The organism is Dermacoccus abyssi, from assembly GCF_003515945.1.
Lineage (GTDB): Bacteria > Actinomycetota > Actinomycetes > Actinomycetales > Dermatophilaceae > Dermacoccus > Dermacoccus abyssi.
This window is the reverse complement of sequence record NZ_QWLM01000001.1, coordinates 261,080-279,562: the sequence shown is the minus strand read 5'-3', so window position 1 is coordinate 279,562 and position 18,483 is coordinate 261,080. Positions and strand designations below refer to the sequence as shown.

17 protein-coding genes and 2 pseudogenes are annotated in these 18,483 nt (G+C 69.6%); 15 read left to right on the top strand and 4 right to left on the bottom strand.

The window, feature by feature from the left end:
- Positions 1-189 precede the first annotated feature (189 nt).
- The 13 genes and pseudogenes from D1832_RS01390 to pepN all read left to right on the top strand — a co-directional run bounded on the left by D1832_RS01390 (position 190) and on the right by pepN (position 14,087).
- Positions 190-561: an NADH-quinone oxidoreductase subunit A gene (locus tag D1832_RS01390; RefSeq protein WP_118912274.1), complete on the top strand. Its 372-nt coding sequence runs from the start codon at positions 190-192 to the stop codon at positions 559-561.
- A 13-nt stretch (positions 562-574) separates the two neighbouring features.
- Positions 575-1,168: pseudogene (locus D1832_RS01385) on the top strand (NADH-quinone oxidoreductase subunit B); the annotation flags it as partial.
- Positions 1,169-1,839: 671 nt separating this feature from the next.
- Entirely contained in the window at positions 1,840-2,403 is a 564-nt protein-coding gene (locus D1832_RS01380) for an NADH-quinone oxidoreductase subunit C (protein WP_118912273.1), read from the top strand.
- Positions 2,400-3,356: a complex I subunit 1/NuoH family protein gene (locus tag D1832_RS01375; protein WP_118912336.1), complete on the top strand. Its 957-nt coding sequence runs from the start codon at positions 2,400-2,402 to the stop codon at positions 3,354-3,356. Before D1832_RS01380 ends, D1832_RS01375 begins: the two co-directional genes overlap by 4 nt.
- Positions 3,353-3,970, top strand: coding sequence for a NuoI/complex I 23 kDa subunit family protein (locus D1832_RS01370; RefSeq protein ID WP_082128608.1), 618 nt, complete (start codon positions 3,353-3,355; stop codon positions 3,968-3,970). The genes D1832_RS01375 and D1832_RS01370 overlap by 4 nt, the downstream gene beginning before the upstream one ends.
- Positions 3,971-4,007: 37 nt before the next feature.
- Entirely contained in the window at positions 4,008-4,520 is a 513-nt protein-coding gene (locus D1832_RS01365; protein WP_118912272.1) for an NADH-quinone oxidoreductase subunit J family protein, read from the top strand.
- Positions 4,517-4,870, top strand: a complete 354-nt coding sequence (gene nuoK, locus D1832_RS01360) for an NADH-quinone oxidoreductase subunit NuoK (RefSeq protein ID WP_047310431.1) — start codon at positions 4,517-4,519, stop codon at positions 4,868-4,870. The genes D1832_RS01365 and nuoK overlap by 4 nt, the downstream gene beginning before the upstream one ends.
- On the top strand, positions 4,867-6,849 hold the full coding sequence (locus D1832_RS01355; protein ID WP_118912271.1) for an NADH-quinone oxidoreductase subunit 5 family protein: 1,983 nt from the start codon (positions 4,867-4,869) through the stop codon (positions 6,847-6,849). Before nuoK ends, D1832_RS01355 begins: the two co-directional genes overlap by 4 nt.
- A complete protein-coding gene (locus D1832_RS01350; RefSeq protein WP_118912335.1) occupies positions 6,846-8,408 on the top strand; it encodes a complex I subunit 4 family protein in 1,563 nt (520 codons plus the stop codon). The genes D1832_RS01355 and D1832_RS01350 overlap by 4 nt, the downstream gene beginning before the upstream one ends.
- On the top strand, positions 8,405-9,928 hold the full coding sequence (locus tag D1832_RS01345) for an NADH-quinone oxidoreductase subunit N (RefSeq protein WP_118912270.1): 1,524 nt from the start codon (positions 8,405-8,407) through the stop codon (positions 9,926-9,928). Before D1832_RS01350 ends, D1832_RS01345 begins: the two co-directional genes overlap by 4 nt.
- A 130-nt stretch (positions 9,929-10,058) precedes the next feature.
- The gene (gene htpX, locus D1832_RS01340; protein WP_118912269.1) at positions 10,059-10,970 is read left to right on the top strand and encodes a zinc metalloprotease HtpX; all 912 of its coding nucleotides are present in this window, start codon (positions 10,059-10,061) and stop codon (positions 10,968-10,970) included.
- A 31-nt stretch (positions 10,971-11,001) separates the two neighbouring features.
- Entirely contained in the window at positions 11,002-11,469 is a 468-nt protein-coding gene (locus D1832_RS01335) for a GNAT family N-acetyltransferase (RefSeq protein ID WP_118912268.1), read from the top strand.
- Between the two features lie 101 nt (positions 11,470-11,570).
- Positions 11,571-14,087 carry an aminopeptidase N gene (gene pepN / locus D1832_RS01330; RefSeq protein WP_118912267.1) on the top strand — a complete coding sequence of 839 codons (2,517 nt, stop codon included), beginning with the start codon at positions 11,571-11,573 and terminating at the stop codon, positions 14,085-14,087.
- 98 nt (positions 14,088-14,185) lie between these two features.
- Here pepN and D1832_RS01325 read toward each other — a convergent pair whose 3' ends face one another.
- From D1832_RS01325 to D1832_RS01310, 4 genes are read right to left on the bottom strand one after another with little or no spacing between them, the layout of a single operon-like run.
- Entirely contained in the window at positions 14,186-14,638 is a 453-nt protein-coding gene (locus D1832_RS01325) for a MaoC family dehydratase (RefSeq protein ID WP_118912266.1), read from the bottom strand.
- 11 nt (positions 14,639-14,649) lie between these two features.
- Positions 14,650-15,402, bottom strand: coding sequence for an SDR family oxidoreductase (locus tag D1832_RS01320; protein ID WP_241510799.1), 753 nt, complete (start codon positions 15,400-15,402; stop codon positions 14,650-14,652).
- Positions 15,403-15,443: 41 nt separating this feature from the next.
- Entirely contained in the window at positions 15,444-16,193 is a 750-nt protein-coding gene (locus tag D1832_RS01315) for an SDR family oxidoreductase (protein WP_118912264.1), read from the bottom strand.
- A gap of 54 nt (positions 16,194-16,247) precedes the next feature.
- Positions 16,248-17,777, bottom strand: coding sequence for an AMP-binding protein (locus D1832_RS01310; protein WP_118912334.1), 1,530 nt, complete (start codon positions 17,775-17,777; stop codon positions 16,248-16,250).
- Between the two features lie 81 nt (positions 17,778-17,858).
- On the opposite strand from D1832_RS01310, the pseudogene D1832_RS16160 reads away from it, so the two are divergent.
- A pseudogene (locus D1832_RS16160) lies at positions 17,859-18,125 on the top strand (isochorismatase family protein); the annotation flags it as partial.
- A 40-nt stretch (positions 18,126-18,165) separates the two neighbouring features.
- Complete coding sequence (locus tag D1832_RS15655; protein WP_241510798.1) at positions 18,166-18,360, top strand: hypothetical protein; 195 nt, start codon at positions 18,166-18,168, stop codon at positions 18,358-18,360.
- Positions 18,361-18,483 lie beyond the last annotated feature (123 nt).

Genomic DNA, 18,483 nt, shown 5'->3' with positions numbered 1-18,483 from the left:
ACTAACGCGAGCCTCCGACAACCGCGCCGTTGCGCGAAAAACCTCCGCTCGAACGGTCTGGTGAACCACGGGCCCCTCGAGCCGGGCGGAGGGACGGCGCGTATGGTGCCACGCCCGATGTGTCTCACTGTGAAGACACGCACTCCCAGCCTTTCCGCCCCCGGCGAGTCGGCTCGCTAGGCTTGCCTGGTGAATTCCGGACTCCTGGGCTACCTCGTGGTGCTCGGCGTCACCCTCGGGGGCGTCGGTCTCTTCACGGCTGCCATGGTGGTTCGTCGAGTTCTGGCACCGCGAGCTCCGAGTGGGGCGAAGCTCGCCACGTACGAGTCGGGAGTCGACCCGAGCGGCGGCGACTGGCAGCAGTCGGGCTTCCGCTACGTGGCGTACGCGTTCCTCTATGTCGTCTTCGCGGTCGACGCCGTCTACCTCTTCCCGTGGGCGCTCGTGCTGCGCACCTCCGGGCTCGGCATCGCTTCGGTCGTCGAGATGGGCATCTTCATCCTCGTGCTTCTCGTCGGTCTGGCCCACGCCGCCCGTCGCGGCGTCCTGAGCTGGCTGTGAGGCGGGTGATCCGATGACGACCGATCTGCCCATGCCCACCGTGCGTCCGAGCGTCGGCGCCGTTCAGGAACACGCCCCCAAGCCGATGCGCCTCGTCCTCAACTGGGGTCGCCGGTACTCGCTGTGGGTCTTCAACTTCGGGCTCGCCTGCTGCGCCATCGAATTCATCGCCGGGTCGATGTCGCGTCACGACTTCATCCGCCTCGGTGTCATCCCGTTCGCTCCCGGCCCGCGGCAGGCCGACCTCATGGTCGTCTCCGGCACGGTGACCGACAAGATGGCTCCTGCCGTGCGGCGCCTCTACGACCAGATGCCCGAGCCGAAGTACGTCATCAGCTTCGGTGCGTGCTCGAACTCAGGTGGGCCGTACTGGGATTCGTACTCCGTGACGAAGGGCGTCGACCAGCTCGTGCCCGTTGATGTCTACGTGCCCGGCTGCCCGCCGCGCCCTGAGGCGCTGCTGCAGGGCATCGTCACGCTCCAGAACCAGATCGCTGAGGAGAAGGTGAGCAGCGAGGGCATCCTTGCCCGCCTCAACCCGTTCGCCGGCCGGGGGCGCACCGCCGCGTCGGTGCAGCGCCCCCTCGTGACGAAGCCCGCCGCACCCGAGGCGGAGACGGTGGCAGAGCCCGCGAAGGAAGGTGCGGCCACCGAGTCGAAGGCAACGCCCGAGCCCGCACCTGCGGACGCCAAGCCCGCCGGCAAGGCGAATCTCAGCGACGACGAGCGCGCCGCCCGCATCGCGGAAGCCCGCCGCAAGGCGCGAGAGCGCAAGGCGGAGAAGGACACCTCGCCGGCCGCCGGGGAAGGCGCGAGCGACAACGGCGGCAAGCCCGCCACGAAGACCGACCTCTCCGACGACGAGCGTGCGGCCCGCATCGCGGAGGCTCGTCGCAAGGCGCGTGAGCGCAAGGCCGAGCAGGAGAAGGCAGCACAGTCAGGCGGTACCGAGGAAACAGCCGCCGACGTGGCCCAGCCGGCCTCGAAGGCCGACGCTCCAGACGACGAGCGCGCCGCCCGCATCGCCGAGGCGCGCCGTAGGGCGCGTGAGCGCAAGGCGGAACAGGAGAAGGCTGCGCAGACGGGCGACCCCGAAAAGGCCCCCGACAAGGCACCGACGACGAAGGCCGACACCTCTGACGACGAGCGTGCCGCCCGCATCGCCGAGGCCCGCCGTAAGGCACGCGAACGTCGCGCCGCCGAGCAGGCGAAGACCGACGAGACCAAGACGGGGCCGACCAAAACGGAGCAGGCGAAGACCGACGAGGATGGTGAGGGATGACGCGCGACGTCCCCACCCACGACGTCGAGACGTCCGACTGGGTCGAAGCCCATGAGCGTCTGCGCTCGGAAGGCTTCACATTTTTCGACTTCCTCACCGCCGTCGACGAGAGCGACCGTGGCCAATCCGGTCCCTCCGACGGCAAGCCCGCGGGCTTCGACATCGTCACGCACCTGTACGACATCGCCGGCGGCGCTCGCCGCAGCATCCTCATGCGCACGCGCCTCGAAGTCGACGACCACGGTGCGGGCGCCCCGAGTATCGCCAGCCTCACCGGGCTGTGGCGCGGCGCGGCCTGGCACGAGCGCGAGACCTTCGAGATGTTCGGCATCGACTTCGCCGGCTTCGACGACGGCACCGGGCAGGGCGTGCGCAAGCTCCTGCTGCCCGCGAGTTTCACCGGTACGCCGCTGCGCAAGTCGTTCGTCCTCACGGCGCGTGCGAGCAAGGAGTGGCCGGGCATCAAGGATCCCGGTGAGTCCGGCGGCCGCGCGGGAGCCTCGAAGCGTCGCAAGGTCATGGCACCCGGCGTGCCCGACGAGACGTGGGGGCCGCGATGAGCGTCCTTGAGATCGTCCTGCGTAGCGTCGCCGTGCTCGTGTGCTTCATGGTGCTGCCGCTCGTGCTCGGCCAGGCCGAGCACAAGGTGATGGCCCACATGCAGGGGCGCCTCGGCCCGATGAAGGCCGGTGGCTTCCACGGATGGGCGCAGCTCATCGCGGACGGTGTGAAGTTCGCGCAGAAGGAGGACATCGTTCCTCGCGCCGCCGACAAGCCGGTCTTCCGCCTGGCGCCTGCAGTCTCGATGTTCAGCTACCTGCTCGCCCTCGTCGCCATCCCGTTCACGCCGTCCACCGTGGCCGGCGACCTCCCGGCGTCGCTCGTCTACGTGCTGGCCGTTTCCGGCATCGCCACTGTGGCGACGCTCATGGCCGGCTTCGGTTCGGGCAACAAGTACGCGATGCTCGGCGCGTTCCGTTCCGCCGCTCAGCTCGTCAGCTACGAGGTGCCGCTCATCCTCGCGTGCGCGTCGTTCGCGATGGCGGCAGGGTCGCTCTCGATCGGCGGCATCGTGCACGCCTGGCACCCGATCTGGCTGCTGTGGCAGCTGCCCGGTGCGATCGTGCTGCTCATCGCGGCCACCGCCGAACTGCAGCGCCCGCCGTTCGACATGCCCGTGGCCGACTCCGAGGTCGTCATGGGTGCGATGACGGAGTACACCGGCCTGCGCTTCGCGCTTTTCCTGCTGTCCGAGTACGCGGGCATCGTCGTCATGTCGGCGCTGTTCGCCGCGCTCTACCTCGGCGGGTGGAACGGTCCGTTCGACGGGGCGCTCGGCTTCGTCTGGATGCTGCTCAAGACCGCCGCCGTCGCCTTCGTCGTCCTGTGGGTGCGCATGAGCTGGCCGCGCCTGCGCGAGGACCAACTGCAGCGCTTCGCGTGGTTCTTCCTCGTTCCCCTTGCCCTGTTCCAGTTGGCTCTCACCGCGGCAGGAGTGATCTACACCGCATGACCGAGCAGAACGCGAACCACGACCACGGCGAGCACGTGCACGAGCACGCTCACCACGTCCACGACCTGCCCGCCTCGGGCCGCGAGAAGGGGCCGATCCGCGGCCTTCTTTCCGGAATGGCCACGACGGCGCGCACCATGACGAAGAAGACGTCGACGCGTCAGTACCCGGACGAGAAGCCGGACCTGCCGCCGCGTAGCCGCGGCGTCATCGCGCTGCTCGAGGAGAACTGCACCGCGTGCATGCTCTGTGCGCGCGAGTGCCCCGACTGGTGCCTCTACATCGATTCGCACAAGGAGACGATTCCCAGCGAGACGCCGGGTGGGCGTGACCGTCAGCGCAACGTCGTCGACCGCTTCGCCATCGATTTCTCACTGTGCATGTACTGCGGCATCTGCATCGAGGTGTGCCCGTTCGACGCGCTCTTCTGGAGCCCGGAGTTCGAGTACGCCTCCGGCGACATCCGCGACCTGCTCCACGAGAAGGAGCAGCTCGGCGAGTGGATGCGCACGGTTCCGGCCCCGCCCGACCTCGACGAGCGTGCCCCCGAGGCGCCCGAGGTCGCAGCGGCGAGCAAGCCCCCACGGGTGGCGCGCCGGAACGTGACGAAGTGACCCGAGCCAACGCGACGACGACGAAAGGAGTGAGCCCATGACCGTGCACGACGCCCTCTTCGGCTGCCTCGGCCTCATCAGTGCCGTGTCGGCCGTCTGCGCCGTAACGACGCGTCAGCTCGTACACGCCGCGCTGTGGCTCACCCTGTGTATGACGACGTTGTCGGGCTGCTACCTCGTGCTCGGCGCCGAACTCGTCGCGCTCGTGCAGCTGCTCGTCTACGTCGGTGCCGTCGTCGTGCTCGTGTTGTTCGCCGTCATGTTGACGCGCGCTCCCATCGGCAAGAGCGCCGATCACGACGTGCCGATGGTCGGCCGGATGGTGGCCCTCGTCATTTCGGCAGCCACCGGTGGCCTGCTCTTCGCCGCCTTCGCGGCAGCCTTCGGGTCGCAGCAGGTCGGCCTCGACGGCGGAACGAACGCCAACCTCGCCGCCAACCTCTTCGGCCGCTTCGCCTGGCCGTTCGAGGTGCTTTCGCTCGTGCTGCTCGCCGCGCTCGTCGGCGCCCTCGCGATGATCGGCACGCGCAAGGACGGTGGCTCGAAGTGATCCACCTCCTCCTGCCCTTCGCACTCGCCGCCGTGCTCGCCGGTTCGGGCGTCTACGGCGTGCTGGCGCGCCGTAACGCCGTGCTCATGCTCGTCGGGGTCGAACTGATCCTCGCCTCGGCGAGCCTCATCCTCGTCACGATGAGCACGACCCTTCCCGACGACGCCGCAGCAGGGCAGATCCTCACGATCTTCGTCATCACGCTCGCCGCCGCCGAGGTGACGCTCGCGCTCGGCATCATCCTGGCCGCGTTCCGACTGCGCGGGCACATCGACCTCACCGAGCGCCTCGACGATGACGCGGCCCACGCGCCCGTCGACGACCGGACCGACGGGCGGGTGACGTCGTGACCGCACACCTCGCGCAGGCCGCCGTCGCCGTCCCGCTGCTCGGCGCGGTGCTGGCTTTCCTCCTGGGGCGCCGTAACGCCGGCGCCTACGCGCTCGCGGCCCTCGGCACGCTCGGTGGCCTCGTCGCGGCGATTCTGCTCGTCGCGCAGCAGCTCACGACGCCGGTCGCCCAGCACCTCGTCACCGTCGGGTCCCTGCCGCTCGGGCCCGCGCTCAAGGCGCCGCTCGAACTGCGGGTGACACCGCCCGGCGCGCTCATCGCGGCCGTCGCGCTCTTCGTCGCGACGTGCGTCCAGATGTTCGCGCGCTGGTACCTGTTCTCCGACCCGCGCTACCGCTCGTTCGCCGCCACGGTCTCCGCCTTCACCGCCGCCATGGTGCTCGTCGTCCTCTCCGACGACGTGCTGCTCACCCTCGTCGGCTGGGAGGTCATGGCCTGGTGCTCCTACCTGCTCATCGGCCACGAGAGCAACCAGCCGGGCCCGCGCCGCGCCGCGCTCAAGGCGTTCCTCGTCACGCGCGTGGCCGACGCGCCGCTCGTCGTCGGCCTCGCCGGCCTCGCCATGGGTGCGCGCACGACGCGCATCAGCGAGATCGTCACGGCCTGGAGCACCTCGAACCTCGACGCCCACGGCACCCTGCGCCTCGTTCTTCTGCTCGGCCTCGTGTGCGGTGTGCTCGGCAAGTCCGCACAGCTTCCGTTCACCGACTGGCTGCCCGACGCCATGGAGGGCCCGACGCCCGCGTCGGCACTCATCCACGCCGCGACGATGGTGGCCGCGGGCACCGTCGTCCTCGCCCAGTTCCTGCCGCTCTTGGCCGCCGAACCGACGGCCCGTCTCACCCTCGTCATCGTCGCCGGCGCGACGTCCGTGTTCGCTGCGGTGAGCGCGTTCGCGCAGGTCGACATCAAGCGGCTGCTCGCGTGGTCGACGATCAGCCAGGTCGGCCTCATGCTCCTCGGCCTCGGCGCTCTGGCCCCGGGCGAGGGCGCCGATGCCGCGCTCCTGCACCTCGTCGGTCACGCCTTCTTCAAGTCGCTGTTGTTCCTGCTCGTCGGCTGGCTCGCGGTGGTCGTCGGCTCCACGCTCGTCACCCGGATGACGGGCGCAACCCGTCGGCTGCCCAAGACCTTCGTTCCCGTGACCCTCGCCCTGTTCACGATGGCCGGCCTGCCGCCGACCGTCGCGTTCGTCTCGAAGGACGCGATGCTCGAGAACGCCGTGCGCTCCCAGAGCGACGGACACGTCGAGGGACTCGTCGGCTTCATCATGCTCGCGCTCATCATCGTCGGCACCGCCGCGTACTCGGCCCGCGCGTGGCTCATCCTGCAGCACCGCACCGTCCTCGAACGGCGTGGTGAACGTCAGGTGCTCACTGACTCCCACACGGTGCGTGACGTCGACATCGTCGAGATGCTGCGCAGCACTCCGGAGGTCAACGAGTTCGGTGAGGAGGTCGACCCGATCGAGGAGATCGAGGAGGACGAGGTGCTGCCGCGCCCGGGCGTCTCGGTGCGCCTCGCGCTGTGGCTGCTCGTGCTCGGGGGAGTGTTCGGCGGGCTCCTCGCCTTCACGCGGCTGTTCGACATCGACACGAGTCACCTCAACCTCGCCATGATGGGCGCCTCGGTACTGCTCATCGTCGCCACCGGCCTCGTCGTGCGCATCATGTCGCTCGGCCAGCTCTACGGTGACGCCGCCCGTCGCCTGCCGCGCCACATCCCGCTGGCCGCCTCGCGAGGGTTCGGTGTCGAGACGCTCTACCGCACTCTCGTGACGCGTCCCGTGCTCGCGCTGGCTCGCGGCGTCCACCGCCTCGACTCGGGTGTCGACGCCGCTGCGACGCGCGCGCCCGGTGCCCTCGCCCGCGCCGGCAAGGCTCTCGACGGCGTCCACGGACGACGTCCCGCGACAGGCCTGTCGTGGGTGATCGTCGGCGTCGTCATCGCTTCGATCCTGGGGGTGACGCTGTGGTGAGCCTCGTTCTGCTCGCGGCCGTGGCGGTGCCGCTCGGCGTCGGTGCCGCCCTCATGGCGGGCGACCGACTCGGACGCCCTGTCGGTCACACCGGCGCCTGGGCCGTCGCGGTGCTCGCGAGCGTCGTCACCCTCGCCGCGTGCGTCGCGGCCGTCGTCACGGACGCCCACATCGACAAGCCTTGGGTGCCCGGCCTCGGAATGCGCCTCCACCTGGCCACCGACGGCATCAGCGCTCCGCTCGTCATCCTCGCGGCGGCCGTGACGCTGCTGGCCGTCGCCGTCAGTTCCCTCCAGCGCCCGAAGGGCACACCCGGGCTGTTCTACGGCTGCCTGCTCGTCGTTCTCGGTGGTGCCGTCGCGGCGTTCAGTGTCCGTGACGCGGTTGCGTTCTTCATCGCCTTCGAAGTCGTTCTCGTGCCGATGTGGGTGCTCATCGACCGCTTCGGTGACGCCGCGGCCGACCGCCGTCGTGCCGGGTGGATGTTCGTTCTCTACACCGTCGGCGGCTCGATGTTCATGCTCGCCGGCATCCTCCTGCTCGTTGTCTCGGCGGGCACGAGTGACCTCGAACGGCTCGCCGGTGGTGCGGCTGCCGCACTGCCGTTCCCCATCGCGATGACGGCGGGCGTGCTGCTCACGCTCGGCCTCGCCGTCAAGGTGCCCCTCATCGGTGTTCACTCGTGGCTGCCGCGGGCTCACACGGCCGCCCCGACGGCCGGCTCGATGCTCCTGGCTGCTGTCCTGCTCAAGCTCGGCACGTACGGCTTCATCCGTCTCGTCGTCCTGCCGCTGCCCGTCGCGTGGCGCACGATCGCCCCCGTCATCGCGGTTCTTGCGGTGGTCGGCATCGTCGTCGGGGGGCTCGTTTGCCTCGTCGAACGCGACCTCAAGCGCCTCGTGGCGTGGTCGTCGATCGCGCACATGGGCTTCGTCATGCTTGCGCTCGCAGCCGGTCAGCAGATCGGTCTGCAGGCTGCGCTGTACGGCAACATCGCACACGGCGTCATCTCCGCGCTCCTGTTCGCCGTCGTCGGCGCGCTCAAGGCGCGTCGCGGTGCGGTGGACGTCGACGAACCGATGGTCGGCTTGCGTAACAGCGATCCGCGGCTCGGTTTCGCCCTCGTCGTCGGCACCGCCGCAGCCATCGGCCTGCCCGGTCTCGCCGGCTTCTGGGGTGAGATTCTCGCGCTGTTCGCTGCCTGGGGTGCTCCGCACCGCCCGGGCGCCCTATTCCACGTCCTGACGGCAGTGGCCGCGTTCGGCGCCGTTCTCGCTGCGGCCTACGGCGTGCGTGTGCTGCGTGCAGTGTGGGCCGGGGAGCGCGCGCCCGAGGCCGCTGACGCCACGCTCGGCACGAGCGACGGGGCCACCCCGGCGTCCACAGCCGGTGAGCACGCCGAGGCGAGCGCCTCTGTGGCCACCGAGCGGGTCGTCGGTCTCGAATGGCTCGCCATCGGAGTGCTCGTGGCGGCCGTCTTCGTCCTCGGCGTTGCGCCGACGCTGCTCATGAACGTGGCGGACGCCGACCTGCCGCGGCTGCTCGGAGGCCTCAAGTGAAGATTTCCTTCGACGCCCTCGCACTCGCTCCCGCCGTCGTGCCGATGGTGGGTGCCCTTCTCGTGCTCCTCGTCGACGTCGTTCTGCCCGGGCGAGCCCGCCTCCCGTGGGTGCTCGCCGTCCTGGCGTGTCTCGGCGGCCTCGGCGCACTTATCGTCGGTGCCGTGACCGGCGGTCACGGCACGAGCCTGTGCGACGCCTCGGGCGGCTGCTACTGGCAGGCCGACCAGACCGGCGTCGGTCTGCAGGGCCTGGCGCTCGCCTCCGCGGCGGTGGTCGCGGTGCTCGCCCTCGCCGAGAAGACCAGCGACATGCCCGGCACGAAGGGCCACCCCGCGGTGCGGGCGATGCTCGTGCTCGCCGCGACGGCCGGCTGCGTCGGCGTCGTGGCGGCCCGTGATCTCGGCTCCTGGCTCGTGCTCATCGAGCTCGCCACGATTCCCAGCGTCGCGCTCGTCGCTCTGCGTGGGGGCCGGCAGGCCGCTCACGGCGCCCTCACCTTGCTCGTGACGGCCCTCGTCTCGTTCGCCGTCCTCGCCCTCGGCGCGGCCGTGTGGTTCGCGGCCACGGGTACGGCGTCGATGACCGGCGACCAGGTGCTCGACGCCTTCGCCGACCCGGCCCGCAAGCCCCTCGTCGTCCTCGCGATGATGCTCGTCATCGCGGGTGTCGGCTTCAAGCTCTCCCTCGCTCCGTTCCACGCGTGGACGCCGGAGGCGTTCGAGGGCTCGGGCTCCTGGGTCGCGGCTTTCCTTGCCACGACGTCGAAGGTCGGTGCTCTCGGCGGCATGCTCGTCGTGCTGCGTGCCGCGTCGTCGCTCGGCTCGTCCGCGCTCACGGCGCTCGCCGTCGTCGCGGCCCTGTCGATGACGGTCGGCAACGTCATGGCTTGGCGTCAGGACGGCGCGCTGCGCTTCATGGCGTGGTCGACGGTGGCGCAGGCCGGCTGGGTCGTGCTGCCGATGACGGTCGTCGCCGGTGGTTCCGTCACCGCGGCCGCCGCCTACCTCGCGCTCTACACGATCGGAACGCTCGCTGTCTTCGTCGTCCTGGCGGCCCTCGAGGACGCCCGTTCGCGCGAGCACGAGACGACGATCGGTGACCTGCGCGGCCTGTTCCGCACCCGCCCGATGATGGCCGCGACGCTCGCGCTCGGCCTTCTCGCCCTGGCCGGGCTGCCGCCGAGCATCATCGGCGTCGTCGCGAAGATCGTGGCGCTCAAGCCGGTCGTCGCCGGGGGAGTGTGGTGGCTCGTCGTCATCGCTCTGCTCAACGCCGTGCTCGGCGTGGCGGTGTACCTGCGCTGGATCGCCGCGATGTTCGCGCCCGTCGCCACCCCCGCGCCCGAGAACGACGACGTCTCCGAGGAGGCAGCCGCTGTGGCGGCGCTGTCGGGCAACGAACCCGAACTCACGCCCTTGCCGCGCCCCAAGAAGGTCTACGGCGTGCTCGCCGCGCTCGTCTCGCTCGCCGTCGTGACGACGAGCCTCGCGCCGAACGTCCTCCTCGCCCTCTTCTGACGCGCCCCGCCGCACAGGCTGTGATCTTTGGCTCGGTCTGTGACCTGCGCCGGTCACAGATCAGGCCAGAGTTCACATCTGGGGCCGACCGCGCCGGAACATCCGCACCCGAGCCTTCGTTGAACCAGACATGCACAGGCATTTCAACGGGCTGAAGACGGCCGCGCTGTTCGGGCTCATCTGGGCTCTGCTGCTCGGCCTCGGCGCGGTCATCGGCAACGGCCGCTACATCGGTGTGTTCGCCGTCATCGGTCTCGCGGTGAACTTCTACGCGTACTGGAACTCCGGCAAGCTTGCCATTCGCGCGATGCAGGCCTACCCGGTGAGCGAGACGCAGGCGCCCGCGATGTACCGCATCGTGCGCGAGCTGTCGACGAAGGCCGGCAAGCCGATGCCCGAGCTGTACATCTCGCCGACGCAGGCACCTAACGCGTTCGCCACGGGCCGCAACCCGAACAACGCGAAGGTCTGCTGCACCGAGGGCATCCTCGGCCTGCTCGACGAGCGTGAACTGCGTGGTGTGCTGGGCCACGAGCTCATGCACGTCTACAACCGCGACATCCTCACATCGTCCGTCGCCGGAGCCCTCGCCGGCCTCATCACGAGCGTCGCGCAGATGATGATGTTCTTCGGCGGCGGCTCGAGCAGCGAGAACCGCCCGAACCCCATCGTCATGCTCTTCATGGCGTTCCTCGCGCCGCTCGCAGCGTCGGTCATCCAGATGGCCATCAGCCGCACGCGTGAGTTCGACGCCGACGAGGACGGTTCCAAGCTGACGGGCGACCCGCTCGCGCTCGCCTCGGCGCTCGCCAAGCTCGAAGCGGGAGTCGCCTCGGCCCCGCTCGCGCCGACGCCGCAGCTGCAGAACGCGAGCCACGCGTTCATCGCCAACCCGTTCCGCGCGCAGGACATCTCGCGAATGTTTTCCACGCACCCGAAGACGGCCGACCGCATCGAGCGCCTCGAGCAGATGGCCGGCCAGCGCATCCGGATGCCCCAGCGGTTCGACGGGCCCTACCGGCCCGGTCCGCACCAGGGCTGAGCGTCGAGCGCTGCCTCGATACTGTGATCGCATGAGCGGCGAAGGAACGGCCCGACGCGCGGAGCGTCGGGATGTTGACGCGTTGGTGGCGCTTCGAGCGGAGATGTTCACCGCCATGGGCGCCGAGGGCACCCGCGCCTGGCAGCCAGAGGCCCGACGCTGGTTCGCCGAACGCCTGGACAGCCCTGACCACGGGTTCTTTGTCGTGGAAGCCGACGGCGAGGTCGTTGCAGGTGCCGTCGGGGCCGTCCGTGACGCGGCGCCTTCACCGGCGGTTCCGCACGGCCGCGACGTTCTCATCAGCAATGTGTGTACTTTTGCCGACCACCGCGGGCGCGGTTTCGGGCGTCAGGCCTTCGACGCGGTGCTGGCGTGGGCCAGAGGAACGGGTGTGGGTCGGGCCGAACTCATGGCCACCGAGGCGGGCCGCGTCTTGTACGAGCGCGCCGGCTTCACCGAGGTGGCCTTCCCCGCGATGCGCGTCACGCTCACGTCGTAAGGGACGTTCGAGGAGCCAGCTCGTGAGGCGTTCCGCTTTCGGCGTGTCGCGACGCGTTCGCGCTCCCCTCAACGACTCGGTCGCGGTGGCAGGATGAGCCCATGACGCTGACCCGTGACGAAGCCCGCGAGCGCTCGCAGATCGTTCGCCCCGAGCACTACGACATCGAGCTGGATCTCGACCGGGGCCCACGAGAGTTCGCCTCGACGACGCGGCTGACGTTCACGGCGCAGAACGGTGCCTCGACGTTTGCCGACCTCGACCCGGTGGGCCTCGAGTCGGCGATGCTCAACGGCCGCAAGCTGCCCGCGTCGGCCCTCGAGGGACGCCGTCTGCACCTGACGGATCTCGCCGAACACAACGAACTCGTCGTCACCGCTACGATGCGCTACGGCCGCGACGGCCAGGGGCTGCACCGTGCCGAGGACCCGGCGGACGGCGAGGCCTATGTCTACGGTCACCTCTTCATGGATGCTGCGCCGCGCGTCTACGCGTGTTTCGACCAGCCCGACCTCAAGGCGCCCTACGACGTCACGGTGCGCGCCCCCGGCGGCTGGAGCGTCGTGGCGAACGGAGCGATGCGTGAGGTCGAACCCGGGCTCTGGCGGGCCGAGACGACGAAGCCACTGGCCACCTACTTCGCCACCGTCTGTGCCGGCCCGTTCGCCACGGTGACCGACGAGCACGACGGCATCCGCCTCGGCATCCACGCCCGCGCGTCGCTGCGAGACCACCTCGAAGCGCAGGCGCCCGAGATGCTCACGGTGACGAAGCAGTCGTTCGACCACTACCACTCGCTCTTCGGCATCCGGTACCCGTTCGGGGAGTACCACCAGGTGTTCGTGCCCGAGTTCAACGCGGGCGCCATGGAGAACCCCGGCTGCGTCACGTTCCGCGACCAGCTCGTCTTCACCGGGGCGGCCGGGCGCACCGAGCATCTCGTGCGCGCCAACACGATCAGCCACGAGATGGCGCACATGTGGTTCGGCGATCTCGTCACGATGCAGTGGTGGGACGACCTGTGGCTCAACGAATCCTTCGCCGAGTACATGGCGAACCGGACGCTCGAGGCCGCCACCGAGTTCGACGACGCCTGGGTCGACGTCGCAGCCTCCCGCAAGGCCTGGGGATACGCGGCCGAGCGCTCGCCGTCCACGCACCCCGTCGCGGGGGCACCCGCCGACGACACGGACACGGCCCTGCAGAACTTCGACGGCATCTCCTACGCCAAGGGCTCGGCCGTTCTGCGTCAGCTCATCCACCACATCGGGGACGACGCGTTCGTCGCCGGGGTGCGCGCTCACCTCGAGCGTCACGCCTTCGCGAACGCCACCCTCGCGGACTTCCTCGAGGCACTCTCGCAGGCGGCGGGACGCGACCTCACCGAATGGGCGCAGGCGTGGCTCGAGACGGCCGGAATGGACACGTTGCGGATCGAGCATGACGGCGACAACGTGGGCGAGACCGCGAGCCCCCGACTCGTCATCACGCCCGACCCGGATCGCCCTGCGACGCGTGTTCACACGGTGCGCGTCGCCGCCTACGACCAGGCGGGTGCCGAGGTGGCCGCCGACGATCTGCACGGCGTGAGCGGGCGCGTGAAGCTGCCGAACATCGCCGCTGCGACGGGAGGCGAGAGCGTTGCACTCGTCGTGCCGAACGCGGGTGACCTCACGTGGGCGGGTGTGGCGTTCGACGACGCGAGCCTCGAGGCCATGGCGGGGGCGCTGCCGGGAATTGACGACGCGACGACGCGCGCCATGATCTGGACGGCGCTCGCGCACGGCCTGGCCCGCGCCGAGGTGGCTCCCGAGCAGATCCTCGCGATAGCCGAGGCCGCGCTTCCGGCCGAGACGCAGATGCCCGTGCTCGACGTCGCCATCTCGCTCGCTCTGGGCGCAGTCGTCGGTCGTTTCCTGCCGTGGTCCGAGCGTCCGGCTGCGCTCGCCGGGCTCGCGGACCTTGCCGAGCGCATGCTGGCCGAGGCCGACGGTGAACACGACCCGCGCACCCTCGCGGGCGCGCGCCTGTTGGCCGGTACGGGTGACGCCGGGCGCCTCACGCCGTGGTTCCGGGGGGAAGACCTGCCCGCCGGGCTCGACGGTGACACTCCGTTCCGTTGGCGGGTGGCGCGCCGCCTCGCGCAGCTCGACGCCGTCACGATCGACGATCTCGACGAGGCGCTCGCCGCCGACAACACGATGTCCGGCCGCCTGGGCTACCTCACAGCTCGCGTGTCGTTCCCGGACGCCGCGACGAAGGTGTGGGCCTGGGAGGAGCTCACGGCAGCGCCGAGCGAGGATTCGCCGGCTCACAGCAACTACGAGATGAACGCGCTCGCCTCCGGTTTCTGGTCGGCCGACGACGAGGCCACTCTCGCGCCGTACGTGGAGCGCTACGTCAGCGACATCCCGCGCATGCGGGAGTGGGTGGGGGAGGACGCCCTCGCCCGCGTTGCCTCGCTCGCGTTCCCCGCCGCCCTCGCGAGCGAGGAGCTCGACGTCGAGGTGCGCCGGATGCTCGATCAGCAGCTCCCGGCGTCGGTGCGCCGCTCGGTTGTCGATGCGCACGCCACGATGCGCGAGGTCATCGCCTCCCGCGCCGTCTTCGCCCGCTGACGGGCGGTTCATTTCCGGACAGGACGGGGGGAAGACGAACGAGGCCCGACCGCAGAGCAGGGACTCTGTGTCGGGTCTCGCGTCAGCGGCGACGCGCGTCAGGGCACGATGACCGACAGCGTCTGTGCGACACAGGCCGGGCGCTCCTCGCCCTCGATCTCGACGGTGAACGTCATGGCCACCTGGGCGCCCTTGGGCGACTCCTTGACCTCGTCGAGCACGGCGGTGCCGCGCACGCGCGAGCCGACGGGAACCGGCTGCGTGAAACGCACCTTGTTCGAGCCGTAGTTGACGGCCATCGAGATGTTTTCGATCGACCAGATCTCGGCAGACAGCATCGGCACGAGGCTCAGCGTGAGGTAGCCGTGGGCGATCGTCGTGCCGAACGGGCCGGCCTTCGCCTTCTCCGGGTCGACGTGGATCCACTGGTGGTCACCCGTCGCCTCGGCGAACTGGTCGACCATCGTCTGGGTGACCTCGTGCCACTCGCTCGAGCCGAGTTCCTCGCCGACGGCGGCCTTGAGTTCCTCGAGTCCGTTGAACGTACGCATGAGCTCCTCCTTCAGTTCAGGGGTCCGCCGGCGACGTACAGCACCTGGCCGGAGACGTACCCGGAGCGCTCGTCGCAGAAGAACGACGCCGCGTTGGCGATGTCGTCGGGGCGGCCGACCTTCTTGACGGCCGTGGCGTCCGCCGCGCCCTTCATGAAGTCGTCGAACGGCACGCCGACACGCTCGGCGGTGGTCGCCGTCATGTCGGTGGCGATGAAGCCCGGGGCGATCGCGTTGCACGTGACGCCGAACTTGCCCAGTTCGATCGCGAGGGTCTTCGTGAAGCCCTGCAGACCGGCCTTGGCGGCCGAGTAGTTGGCTTGGCCGCGGTTGCCGAGCGCGGAGCTCGACGAGAGGTTGACGATGCGGCCGAAGCCCTCCTTCGTCATGTGCGACTGGGTCTCGCGGGCCATGAGGAAGCTGCCGCGCAGGTGAACGCCCATGACCATGTCCCAGTCGTCGACGCTCATCTTGAACAGCAGGTTGTCGCGCAGGATGCCCGCGTTGTTGATGAGGACGGTGGGGGCGCCCAGTTCGTCGGCGACGCGCTGGACGGCCTTCTTGACGCTCTCCTCGTCGGAGACGTCGGCGCCGACGGCGATGGTCTTGCCGCCAGCGGACGTGATGGCCTCGACCGTCGAGGCGCACGCGCTCTCGTCGAGGTCGATGACGGCAACCTGCAAGCCGTCGGAGGCGAGACGCTGGGCGACGGCCGCGCCGATGCCGCGCGCGGCACCGGTGACGATGGCGGTTCGCTGGGTCATGGGGATGTCCTTTCGTCGGGAGTTCGAGGGTTTGGGGATGCTCAGAAGCCGCCGGTGAGCGTGATGCCACCGTCGATCGGCAGCGTCTGGCCCGTCACCCAGGCCGCATCCTCGGAGGCGAGGAAGGCGACGGGGCCGGCGATGTCCTCGGGGCGGCCGAGGCGCTTGAGCGGGTACGGCTTGGCGACCTCGTCCTCACGGCCCTCGTAGAGGGCCTTGGCGAAGTCGGTCTTGACGACGGCGGGGGCCACGGCGTTGACGCGCACCGTGGGGCCGAGCTCGACGGCCAGCTCCTCGGTGAGGTGGATGAGGCCGGCCTTCGTCACGCCGTAGTAGGCGATGCCGGGGGCCGTGCGCAGGCCGGCGATGCTGGCGAGGTTGACCACGGCGCCGCCGTTGTCCTTCATCCAGCTGTTCCACGCGGTGCGCGTCCACGAGAGGGTGGCGAGCAGGTTGACCTCGGCGATCTTGCGGGCCGCGTCGTCGTCCAGGTCCATGAGGCCGCCGTAGACGGGGTTGATGCCGGTGTTGTTGACGAGGACATCGAGACGGCCCCAGGTCGACAGAGCGAGGTCGACGACGGCCTGCTGGTGTTCCTTGTCCTGGGCCTTGCCGGCGACGGCGCGGGCGTTGTCACCGAGTTGTTCCACGGCCGCGTCGAGCGCCTCCTGGCCACGGGCCGTGATGATGACCTTCGCGCCTTCGTCGACGAGGCGCTGCGCGATGGCCAGCCCGATGCCGCGGCTCGCGCCGGTGACGATGGCGACCTGGTCGGTGAATCGTGCCGTCATGTGTGACGTTCCTTTCCTGGGGTGTGCGCGCTTATTGAGCGATGCTCAACAAGCCTATGCGTTGTCACTGTACTGGGTACGCAGTTCGCGCTTGAGCACCTTCATGCTCGGCCCGAGCGGCAGTTGCTCCACGATCTGCACGCGACGCGGGTACTTGTGCTTACCCAGCTCGTCACGCGACCACTCGACGAGGGCGTCGGCGTCGACGGCGCCGGCCTCGGTGGGCACGACCACGGCCATGATCTCCTCGCCGTACTCCTCGTGGGGGACACCGATGACGGCCACCTGGGCAACGCCGTCGTAGCGCATGAGCGCCTCTTCCACCTCGCGCGGATAGACGTTGTACCCGCCGCGGATGACGAGATCCTTTGTGCGGTCGACGATCGTGGTGCGCCCCGTCGCGTCCTTGATACCGATGTCTCCGGTGCGGAACCAGCCGTCGGTGAGCGCTTCGGCGCTCGCCTCCGCGTTGTTCCAGTAGCCGGCGAAGACGGCGTGGCCGCGCACGACCACCTCGCCGCGCTCGCCCGGCCCGACGAGGCTGATGCGCTCCGGCACGGTGAGGTCGGCGATATCGACGTCGACGCCCCAGAGCGGATGCCCGACGCTGCCGGGGACGACACCGAAGCGCTCCTGGTTGGAGGTGATCGACGGGGACGTCTCGGACAGGCCATAGCCCTCGTGGATGCGGGTCGAGAACGTCTTCTCGAACCTCTCGAGGACGGCCACGGGCAGAGAGGCGCCGCCGCTGATGGCGTCATCGAGATGGGGCACATTCAGATCGGGGTTCTCCGCGACCGCCGCGAGGAGCTGGATGTACATCGTCGGCACGGCGCAGATCATCGTCACGCCCTCGGCGTTCATGAGGTCGATCGCCTCACGGGGCTCGAAGCGGGGCTGGAGCACGAGGGTCGAGGAGCGTCGGAAGCCGGCGTTGAGCGACACAGACTGGCCGAAGATGTGGAACAGCGGCAGGCAGCCGAGGATGACGGCGTCGTCCGCGACTCCGTTGCCGTCGAAGGCGCTGACGGTGGCGTTCATCACGAGGTTGAGGTGAGTGAGGACGGCGCCCTTGGGCTTGCCCGTGGTGCCGCTCGTGAAGAAGATGACGGCCGGATCCATCGGCTCGCGCGTGACGAACGAGGCGAGTGGCTCGGTGGCGGCACCGTACGTCGTGATGTCGTGCAGCGGCACCCCGGCGAGTTCGGCACCCTGATTCGCGGTGCTCGCGACAGCGGGGTGGTAGAGCAGGCGCGAGGCGCCCGCAGTGGCGATGAGGAACGCCGCTTCGCGACCCTGCAGCAGCGTCGGTACCGGCACGACGACACCACCGGCGGCGAGGATGCCGTAGTAGGACGTGACGAACTCGACGACGTTGGGAGCGAGCAGTGCGACCCGATCACCGGGCTCCACGCCGTCCTCGACGAGTGCGGCGGCCACCTTGCGCGCCTCGTTCCACGTCTCCGCGTAGGTCAGGCGCCGCGGGCCCTGTACGAGAGCGACGGTCTCCGGCGTGCGCCACGCCGGCTCGGCCAGGACGGACGCGAGGGAGAGGGTGGTGGAGACGAGAGGCAGATCGGTCATGAGGGGCTCCTCGGACGTGATGACGGCTATCGACGTGCTCTGGATCACATCCCATCATGCTTTGGCTGCCCGTGTTGAGCAATGCTCAATAGGAATTCGGCGGGTGAACCATGCCACCCCGTTGTCGGTGGCACGCCCTATCGTCAGACCACGAGCGAAACAGCACTTCTCGGCGTCGACGTCCAGAACGACGTCATGGCCGAATCCGTCAACGCCGAGGCCGTCGTCACCGCGGTCGCCACCCTCGTCACGAACGCGCGCCGCGCCGACATCCCCGCCATCTGGGTGCAGCACTCGGATCAGGGGCTGCCCGAAGGGAGTGACGGGTGGCGCATCGTTCTCGAGTTGGAACCGGCGACGAGCAGCCGGTCGTGCACAAGGCCTGGGGGTGTTCTACGGCGGCATCCACCGCGGGTGCGACATCACGCACGTGGCGGACGCGCACACCACCCGCGACATGCGCGAACACGGCTTGCCCCACGGCCCGGACGAAGCCATCCGAGTTCTCAACGCCCAAGCCGCGTGGACGAAGCAGCCCGACGCCGTCGGCTCGGTGACGACGACCGCCGAGGCCTTCGCCTGAAGCCGGCGGTGCCGTTCGCTGCAAAACTCCCAACGCTGGGCGTCACGCAGTCGATGGCGGGGCGATCGGCAGGAGAACTCCCCACCTTGTGAGATGTCGCAGGGGTGAAGGTTGAGGCCGCAC

Bases quoted from the DNA above. Each gene is read 5' to 3' on its own strand.
- D1832_RS01380 (WP_118912273.1), top strand. From the start codon at position 1,840: ATGACGCGCGACGTCCCCACCCACGACGTCGAGACGTCCGACTGGGTC.
- D1832_RS01375 (WP_118912336.1), top strand. From the start codon at position 2,400: ATGAGCGTCCTTGAGATCGTCCTGCGTAGCGTCGCCGTGCTCGTGTGC.
- D1832_RS01370 (WP_082128608.1), top strand. From the start codon at position 3,353: ATGACCGAGCAGAACGCGAACCACGACCACGGCGAGCACGTGCACGAG.
- D1832_RS01365 (WP_118912272.1), top strand. From the start codon at position 4,008: ATGACCGTGCACGACGCCCTCTTCGGCTGCCTCGGCCTCATCAGTGCC.
- htpX (WP_118912269.1), top strand. From the start codon at position 10,059: ATGCACAGGCATTTCAACGGGCTGAAGACGGCCGCGCTGTTCGGGCTC.
- D1832_RS01335 (WP_118912268.1), top strand. From the start codon at position 11,002: ATGAGCGGCGAAGGAACGGCCCGACGCGCGGAGCGTCGGGATGTTGAC.
- pepN (WP_118912267.1), top strand. From the start codon at position 11,571: ATGACGCTGACCCGTGACGAAGCCCGCGAGCGCTCGCAGATCGTTCGC.
- D1832_RS01325 (WP_118912266.1), bottom strand. From the start codon at position 14,638: ATGCGTACGTTCAACGGACTCGAGGAACTCAAGGCCGCCGTCGGCGAG.
- D1832_RS01320 (WP_241510799.1), bottom strand. From the start codon at position 15,402: ATGACCCAGCGAACCGCCATCGTCACCGGTGCCGCGCGCGGCATCGGC.
- D1832_RS01315 (WP_118912264.1), bottom strand. From the start codon at position 16,193: ATGACGGCACGATTCACCGACCAGGTCGCCATCGTCACCGGCGCGAGC.
- D1832_RS01310 (WP_118912334.1), bottom strand. From the start codon at position 17,777: ATGACCGATCTGCCTCTCGTCTCCACCACCCTCTCCCTCGCGTCCGTC.